The following is a 9,485-nucleotide window of genomic DNA, read 5'->3' as shown; positions in this document are numbered from 1 at the left end:
ATTTCAGAGACAGTAGGGGAATTTAATCCTGAGGCGATCGCATCTGAAACAATTCCTAATCTAATTTCAGAGACAGTAGGAGAATTTAATCCTGAGGCGATCGCATCTGAAACAATTCCTAATCTAATTTCAGAGACAGTAGGAGAATTTAATCCTGAGGCGATCGCATCTGAAACAATTCCCAATGTAATCTCAGAAACTGGTCAATCAATTACCAATGCCTTAGAAAAGAATAATTTACCAAATCTTGCAGATTCAGAAATATCACCATCGAATTTAATAAGGAGAATAATACCATCCTCAAAAAATCTTCCCCTAACCAACTTATCCAATATCGTTTCCCAAAATAGTCAAAATACCATTTCTGATCCTCCCGAATCTTGGTCTAATATTAGTGAATTACTAAATATGCCAAATAACTTAATGGATTCACCACTAAGTCAACCTCCATTAGAGAATAGTGAATCCGAATATGGATTTACCCCTATGGAGTTTTTAAGATCTCAAAACAGTCAAGAAAACGAGTCTAATGGTCAATATCCTGTTGATAATAATTATTTACAGGAAAACTCTCAAACACCAGAAGTAGAAACCAAAGAGGAAAACACTGATTCAATAAATTATTTAGAAATATTAGCTCACGAAATTTATCATTGTATTCGAGATAGAATAATTATAGATAGAGAAAGAGCTGGTAAATATTATTCAACTAGATACTAATAAATAGGAGAAAAAATGGGATTACAAAAAGCAGAACTTAAATCTCTTGATGGAGAATACTATGATTTTAAATTTATGTATAATCCGACAGAAATAAGCATTAGTAAAAAGGCTAATGTTACTGCGAATAGAGGTGCAAGAGCGAATAAAACTAGCTTACCAAAAGTTAGCTTTGCTTATCCTAGTCCCACAACAATTAATATTAAAAATATTGTCTTCGATACCTATGAAAATAGAAATAATCGCGATGTTGGTGTAGAAATAGAAAAATTAACAAAAACAGTTAGATTTATTAATGATTCTCGAAATCAAAAAGAGTTGAATCGACCACCAATTTATTTATTTACTTGGGGAACAATACAATATATTTATTGTTTTGTGGAATCTCTTGATTATCAAATAACTCTATTTCTAGAAGATGGTACTCCTGTAAGAGCAAAAGCTTCTATTACTTTAAAAGAAGTAGATCCACCAAATAAGAATAAGACCCTTAAGACTCCCAGTCCTGAAATAAACCGTTATAAAAATACTCGCTGGTAAATAGAGAAATAAAAAAGATGAATAGTAGCGAAAAATATCAATCACCAAACATAAAAATTACAATTAATAATCAATCAGTTGAAGAAGAATTTTTAGAAGATATTCTTCATCTGTCTATTGAAGAAAGTTTAAATGTACCTAATTTACTAACTTTAGTGATTAATAACGATTATTATTCTGGAAGACCACAACAAGATCCACCATGGAAACACGATAATTTACTGCAAATAGGTAATTCAATCACTGTAGTTATAGAAGGAAGCAAAACCGCAGAATTCCAAGAAACTAGTGCAGAAAAGCTGTTTGAAGGAGAAATTACAGCAGTTGAATGTCATTTTACCGATGAATCCCAAGCGCCGATTATTGTGAGAGGTTATGATATTTCTCATCGCTTACATAGAGGAAGATATAATCGTTCTTTCCAAGATGTAACCGCCGCAGACATAGTGAGAAAAATAGCTCAAGAAGTAGATATTACCACTGAGACAGTAGAAGAAAACGGTGGTGTATATGAGTATCTTTTCCAAGAAAATCAAACTAATATGGAGTTTTTGAGAGAAAGAGCTTTTGTCTTAGGATGTCAATTATATGTACAAGATAATCAACTGAATTTCTGTAAACCAAAAGTCCAAGATTCCCTAAATTTAAAATGGTTGAGAGATTTGAACAGTTTTCGGGTAAAAGTTAATAGTGCTGAACAAATTAGTAGTGTAGAAGTTAGGGGATGGGATTACAAGCAAAAAGAACCTATTGTAGCTACTGCATCACAAGATGAAGTGATAACAGAAAACAAAAGTGGTAAAGGAAAGGAAACTAGTAATAAATTTAAATTGTATAAAAATACCAATGCCCCCAAAATGGTTGTGGTAGATAAACCTGTGTTCAAAACTGAAGAAGCAGAACAAATAGCTCAGGCAATCTATAATGAGTTATCGGGAGAGTATATAACCGCAGACGCCAGAGGTGAAGGTAATACCAAAATCAGAGTTGGCAAAATAGTTAATATAGAAGATATGGGTAGATACGATGGTCAATACTATATAACTGAGACCAGACATCTGTATCACAAAAGAGTTTATACAACTGAGTTTAGTGTTAGGGGTTTAAGAGGAGATAATCTCTATACAGTGGTATCTCCCCAAACATATCTACAACCGGGACAAACTCTATTAGTAGGTATTGTAACTGATAATCAAGATCCCGAAGACATGGGGCGTGTCCGGGTCAAATTTCCCACCTTAACGGAAGACCATAATAGTAATTGGGCAAGAGTTGTTACAATTGGGGCAGGTTCTGATAGAGGTATTCACTGGTTACCAGAAATCAATGATGAAGTACTAGTAGGTTTTGAACATGGAGATATTCATCGTCCCTATGTTGTGGGTAATGTTTGGAATGGTAGTGATAAAACTCCCGAAAATGTAGAGAATACAGTAGTAGATGATTTAGTACGTTTAAGAACCGTTAGAACTCGTACTGGACATATACTTCAATTTGTCGAAGAAGACAAAGACAGTAGTAAAACAGGTTGCTATATAAAGACTTCTGGAGGTCACGAGATTAATATTAATGATAGCGATCAAGTCATCGAAATCAAAACTACCAAAGGACATGAAATTACCTTAGATGATAGTAATCAAGTGATCGAAATTAAAACTACCAAAGGTCATCAAGTTAATTTAAGTGATAAAAATCAAGTGATTGAAATTAAAACCAGTCAAGGTCATTTTTTAAAAATGGATGATCGCGGTAAATCTGTTGCCCTTAACTCTCAAGGAAATCTTGAAATTAAGGCAAAAGGAAATCTTGATATTAAGGCACCAACCGGAAAGATTACTATAGAAGGTGCAATGATTTATTTAAACTAAGGAGAAAGATATGCCAGGTTTACCAGCAGCAAGAATACAAGATCCGACTACTCATCTGTTAGTACCTTTACAACCAGGACCAGGAAGTCCCAATGTTTTTATTGGTAAAAAGTCAGCTTGGAGAGCAATGATAGATAAACACAATTGTCCTATGATGAACGCTCCAGGAGTTACTCATGGTGTTGGCTCAGTACTTGTAGGAAGTTCAACTGTATATATCAACAAACAGCAAGCTTGTAGGGTTGGAGACCAAGTTGTAGAGTTAGTAGGAGGAAGTAATCCTATCTTCATGGGAGAAAACACTGTCCTTATAGGAGGTTAAACCATTGGCAGCAATAGTGCGCACAGCTTGGGCGGACCCCGCACGCGATCGCATATTTTGTAGGTTGGGGCAGGGAGATAACCCAACAATATACTCATTGTCTCCCACTGTTATGTGTTAAATTGGACGACCTTTAACCCAAACTAAATCATACACTCTTGACTCAACATAACGATGAAAACTGGAATATTGCCAATCTTTCATTGACCTCATATCTTGCACCAGAACTTATGTACTAAATTAACCTCAGAAAAAGTTCATTTCTCTTTAGCCCATATCTTGCTCGTTCAACCAATTTTTAAGCGTTGAGCATCAATTCTTTAACTCATTACTTCAAGACTTCAAGACTCATGAGTCAACCACAACCAGTAACATTAGGTAAAGATGCGAGGGTCTGAGTTGACCCGTGCGCACCGCATTTCTCAGAGATTGGTTAAACTACAAATATTGATAATATTAGGACCAACATTAATTGGTTGGGTTTTGTTCCAAGGGCCCAACCTACTCTGTCTGTTTTAACTAAAAGCGATCGCCTAATATACTCAGGGAATTCAGGGAAAAAATTTAATATCGAAAATCATAATTAGCAAAATAAATGTGAGATAAGTTATGTCACTAGTATTAGAACAAATAGCAAAAAAAACCAACAGTAGCGGATTAAACAATAATCATATCAAGCAACAGAATTCTGGGAGAGGTGAACAACAATTCTACCCATCATCACTCAAAATGACTCAATCACAACTGCAAGCAAAAAAAGAATGGCACCAGCAACATGGTTATGACCTAACTCAACTAATACAAAAACAGGCAATGCCTACAGAAGAAGAGGAAGAATTATTACAAACTAAAACAGCTACTCAACCAGAAACCATACAAAAACAGGCAATGCCTACAGAAGAAGAGGAAGAATTATTACAAACTAAAACAGCTACTCAACCAGAAACCATACAAAAACAGGCAATGCCTACAGAAGAAGAGGAAGAATTATTACAAACTAAGACAGCTACTCAACCAGAAACCATACAAACCCAGGCAATGCCTACAGAAGAAGAGGAAGAATTATTACAAACTAAGACAGCTACTCAACCAGAAACCATACAAACCCAGGCAATGCCTACAGAAGAAGAGGAAGAATTATTACAAACTAAGACAGCTAAACCACAAGTGCGATCGCCCTTATTCACTGAAACAAATAGAGAAAAATTGCAAGCAAAAAAAGAATGGCAGCAACAATATGGTTTTGACTTAACTCGCACTGGGGTACAGCCTAAATTAACTTTAGGTCAACCTGGAGATAAATATGAACAAGAAGCTGATCAAGTAGCCGCCTCCGTGGTAGAAAAAATAAATCAACCTACTCAAACTGAATCAGTACAACAACAACCTATTTTAGAAGAAGATGACCAACCAATACAAATGCGTTCTAATTCTCCTCAAGAGTCAAATAGTGGAGAAATAAGTACAGAATTTGAGTCATCTTTACAACAGGCTAGAAATGGTGGTGAAGGCTTACCTTCATCTACCCTTAAATCGATGGAAGGTGCCTTTGGAGCAAATTTTAGTGGAGTGAGAGTCCATAATGATAGTCAAGCAGATAGTTTAAATCGTTCTATTCAAGCCCGCGCCTTTACTACAGGGCAAGATATCTTTTTTCGTCAAGGAGAATATAATCCAGTCAGTAAACAAGGGCAAGAATTACTCGCTCATGAGTTAACCCATGTAGTGCAGCAAGCTGGTGATAAAATTCAGCGTCAGCCTTTAACTGAAGCAGAAATGGATAGTCAATTGGCTGAAATAGAGGCGCAAGTTAATAATCAATCTTTACCAGAATCAGAGCTATTGAACTTAAATCAGCAGCGCGATGGCTTCGCAACTCAATTAGGTCAAATAAAAGCGCAGGAAGATACTCAATCTTTACCAAAAATGGATAGTCAATTAGCTGAAATAGAGGAGCAAGTTAATAATCAATCTTTACCAGAATCAGAGCTATTGAACTTAAATCAGCAGCGCGATGGCTTCGCAACTCAATTAGGTCAAATAAAAGCGCAGGAAGATACTCAATCTTTACCAAAAATGGATAGTCAATTAGCTGAAATAGAGGAGCAAGTTAATAATCAATCTTTACCAGAATCAGAGCTATTGAACTTAAATCAGCAGCGCGATCGCTTTGCAACTCAATTAGGTCAAATAGAAGCGCAGGAAGGTACTCAATCTTTACCAAAATCAGAGTTATTTCAACCTAGTCAATCTGAAGAAGATGGATTTTTTGAAGGAGCAAAAAGTAAACTTTATGAAATTAGTTCTTTGCTGTCAGACCCCCAAATTTCTGTTTCCAGAACAATTATAGCTGATGGAATTGATTATTATCTTGGTAATTTAGAAAAACAGAATAAATTTATAGGATTTTATCAAAGCAAAGGATCTCAATTTAAATCTCCCTTTAGAACTTATAGTAACAAATTTTTTGGCAATCAACACTATCTTAGAGATGTTGTTCAAAAACACAAAAACTGGTTTTCTAATGCTACCAAATTTGCTAAAAAGGTTAGCAAAGGAAACACTTTACTATCAATAGGTTTGTCAACACTTGATTATGCCAATAACGAAAAAGGTGAAGTAAGGTTGGCGTTTGATGTAATAGTAAGTGTAGCTGGCTTAATTACACCTTATGGTTTATTTATAGGACTTTCTTATGGAATGATAACATCATTATTTGAAGAGTATATTGATAATCAAGAAAAAAACAATAAACAAACATCAAAAATGTCCAATTCTAATGTTGAAAAATTCATCGAACCTATATTTAAAAACTACGAAGAAGTATTGAACTCAGTTCAGTAGGGTGCGAAGTTAGGTTGAAGAACGAAACCCAACAATATACTCATTGTCTCCCAGGGTGATATGTTGGGTTGCACGACCTTTAACCCAACCTACGGTTAATCTTATGGTATTCCTGTAGAGTATTTTACAAAGTGCGCACCGCTTGCGCGAATACCGCACGCGATCGCATTTCTAATAGATTAGGTTAAGCTACAATTATTGAAAATATTAGGACCAACTTCTATCCTAGCCACCTTGTAACCAATTCATGTTCACAAGTTATAATTACGAATGAAGGTAAAAAACAAATACCATTAAGGAGAAGATCTTGGCAAACCTTACCGACATTAGCACACTTATAACCACTGATCCTTATTCTGGCTGTAATCGTCCTATAATTACAGGTACTCGCACCTCAGTTCGTAGAATTGCTGGCTTATATAATCAAGGTAACAACGCCGAAGAAATAGCAAGACGATTAAATCACCTCACAATTACTCAAGTTTATGCTGCATTAACTTATTATCATGGGAATAGAGAGGAAATAGACCAAGATATATTAGCAGAACAAATAGCTTATGAAGAACTTGCCAAAAAACATTACCAAAAAATCAAAACCTCAACATGAACCCAATTCGCCTCTATTTAGATGAGGATACAATGGATAGTGATCTTCTCAGGGCATTACGCCTTCGGAACATAGATGTTCTATCTGTAGGGGAAGCTCAAATGTTGTCTTGTAGCGATGAAGAACAATTAAAATGGGCATTAGATAATCATCGCATTATTTATAGCTTTAATGTTAGAGATTTTTACAGAATACACAGTAATTTAATGAAAGCAGGACAACAACACGCTGGAATTATTTTGGGTTTTCAAAGCTACTCTATTGGTGAACAAATGCGCCGACTTTTAAGAATAATCGCCAGTAAATCAGCAGAAGATATGAAAATAAACTGGAGTTTTTGAGTGCTTGGGGAGAACAATAGTGCGCACCGCTTGCGCGGATCCCGCAGGTATCGCATTGACCATAAATTGGGTTACCCTGCAATTATTGATAATATTAGGAACAAGCTCTATAATTTGTTGGGTTGAGTACCGATAAGAGTGCGAGATCTCGCTCCTAGGCGAGTAGACCCAACAAATCTGTATCTATTTTAACTTATGGCGATCGCCATAAATTGTTATTGATGTTAAACTTTATCAAAATGAAAACAAAATCCTTGATCTTTGTGTTGGGTTTCGTGCCTCAACCCAACCTACGTTTATAATTTTATCGTCGATAATCTCATTTTTTCCCATCTCTTGTCATTATAGTTTCTCATACAATTTCTCCCACAATTAACCCAACTCCTTTATGGTAGTTTTATTCCCAATTGGGTTAAATATCTAGGAAAAATAACGTATTTTCTAACTATAGCGCGATCGCCTACACTGTAGGTTGGGGCAGGGAGATAACCCAACAATATACTCATTGTCTCCCAGGGTGATATGTTGGGTTGCACGACCTTTAACCCAACCTACGGTTAATCTTATGGTATTCCTGTAGCAAATTTTGTAGGTTGGGTTGAGGAACGAAACCCAACGATTTACCTCATTGTCTCCCTGTTAAGTGTAGAAAATGGTAATTATAAACCAGCAAAAGCAGAGCACGCACGCGATCGCCTACACTGTAGGTTGGGGCAGGGAGATAACCCAACAATCTACTCATTGTCTCTAATAGTAGTATTATTCCCAACTGGGTTAAATATCTGGAAAAAATAACGTCTTTTCCAACTATAGTAAAGTATATTAACTCCAAATTCATGTCCACTGCGAATTAACTCTCTACTTCTTCCCAATCCCCAAGTAGCGCTCAAATTACCTTGGATAGCTATCACTCCTTCTGATTCTGCGAGAGATAACTTTTCTACAGGTAGACTTCGAGAATCAAAAAGAAAAGGCGATTGACAGCAAAAGTGCCCTTGAGTCAAATCACTCAGTTCTATATTTAATTCTTGAAGTAAATTATTATTATCGGTTACAGAATCAATTACTAAAAGTTGCTTATTTTCTCTAATTGTATCCCGAATTTCATTAATAGTTTTTACTATCTTATCCTTTTGTGCGTCTTGATATCTTAGATAGAAAAAATCACAATCCTCTGGTAATAAATCCTCTTCTGTTATTAATTGGATATTGACAATCTTTAACTTGGGATAAATTACTTCACAAGCTTGCTTTAAATATTCCCAATTAAATAAATCTAAGCGTATTTCTCGATTTATTTCTCCAACGATTAGTATACCAATATTAATACTTCCTTCTAAAAAAGGATGAGAGTTTTTCCTAAAACGTAAATCTATTTCATTAATTTTGGGTAATAAATAATTAGAATATGTCTGAGTATTAGTATTTATTTCGGAATTGGTTGACAATAAAATTCTAAAAATTTCTATATTATCTGCAAAATTAATTTCTTGATTAACATAGTTCTCCTCTGTATACTCTCTTAAACTACAGGTATCTTCTTGATATTTTTGTTGAAAGTTTAGGTAAGGATTATCATCGTTATTTTCATCATCAATTAAATTATTAGCATAGGCAACACATATAAAAGAAACTTGTTTATCTTCAGTATCTATAATATAATCTCTTGATTCTTTTAAGACAATAATTCTGCCCTGGCTATCTACAGCTACTCCAGGATAAATAGTTACTATTATATTTTTATCAGATTTACTCTTAAATTTTATTTCAAAACCAGACAAAATTCCAGGATTACATAGTAGTCTATTCAGAAACTTTTGTCTAAGATCGTGATAATCACTGGTTAATATCCAGTCGCGAGCTCTAATTTTTGTCCTTTTTTTAGCATCTAGTTTTCTTAAAAAAGGTATTGATTGTTTTTCATTAAAAATTAAATCTTCAAAATCTTGCATAATTATTTATTACTCTAGAATATTTTCATTCATCTCATATCTTGCACGCAAATACAAAAGTACAGAAATTGGCCAACAGGCGAGAGGGGGGAGAGGGGAGAGGGGGAGAGGGGAGAGGGGGAGAGGGGGAGAGGGGAGAGGGGGAGAAAGATGGTTTTTAAGTATTTGCATCAATATCTCATAATATAACTGATTAAACGGACTTGATATTACTCATTACTCATTACTTATTACTTATTACTCATTACTCATTACTCATTACTCATTACTCATTACTCATTACTCATTACT

At 35.0% G+C, this 9,485-nt stretch carries 8 protein-coding genes; 7 read left to right on the top strand and 1 reads right to left on the bottom strand.

The window, feature by feature from the left end:
* The 7 genes from MW688_RS17450 to MW688_RS17420 all read left to right on the top strand — a co-directional run.
* A partial coding sequence (locus tag MW688_RS17450; protein ID WP_486737291.1) for a hypothetical protein occupies positions 1–720 on the top strand: 720 nt, incomplete at its 5' end.
* A gap of 15 nt (positions 721–735) precedes the next feature.
* Complete coding sequence (locus tag MW688_RS17445; RefSeq protein WP_486737290.1) at positions 736–1,260, top strand: CIS tube protein; 525 nt, start codon at positions 736–738, stop codon at positions 1,258–1,260.
* A gap of 17 nt (positions 1,261–1,277) precedes the next feature.
* On the top strand, positions 1,278–3,128 hold the full coding sequence (locus MW688_RS17440) for a VgrG-related protein (protein ID WP_486737289.1): 1,851 nt from the start codon (positions 1,278–1,280) through the stop codon (positions 3,126–3,128).
* A 10-nt stretch (positions 3,129–3,138) separates the two neighbouring features.
* On the top strand, positions 3,139–3,450 hold the full coding sequence (locus tag MW688_RS17435; RefSeq protein ID WP_486737288.1) for a PAAR domain-containing protein: 312 nt from the start codon (positions 3,139–3,141) through the stop codon (positions 3,448–3,450).
* 609 nt (positions 3,451–4,059) lie between these two features.
* A complete protein-coding gene (locus MW688_RS17430) occupies positions 4,060–6,294 on the top strand; it encodes an eCIS core domain-containing protein (protein WP_486737287.1) in 2,235 nt (744 codons plus the stop codon).
* Between the two features lie 307 nt (positions 6,295–6,601).
* Positions 6,602–6,901, top strand: a complete 300-nt coding sequence (locus MW688_RS17425) for a DUF433 domain-containing protein (RefSeq protein ID WP_486737286.1) — start codon at positions 6,602–6,604, stop codon at positions 6,899–6,901.
* Positions 6,898–7,242: a DUF5615 family PIN-like protein gene (locus MW688_RS17420; RefSeq protein ID WP_486737285.1), complete on the top strand. Its 345-nt coding sequence runs from the start codon at positions 6,898–6,900 to the stop codon at positions 7,240–7,242. The genes MW688_RS17425 and MW688_RS17420 overlap by 4 nt, the downstream gene beginning before the upstream one ends.
* A gap of 734 nt (positions 7,243–7,976) precedes the next feature.
* Here the strand turns inward: MW688_RS17420 and MW688_RS17415 are convergent.
* Positions 7,977–9,194 (bottom strand): hypothetical protein, encoded by a 1,218-nt coding sequence (locus MW688_RS17415; protein WP_486737284.1) that lies wholly within the window; start codon positions 9,192–9,194, stop codon positions 7,977–7,979.
* Positions 9,195–9,485 lie beyond the last annotated feature (291 nt).

It is taken from the genome of Johannesbaptistia floridana, assembly GCF_057440575.1.
This window is presented reverse-complemented; position numbering and strand designations above follow the sequence as displayed.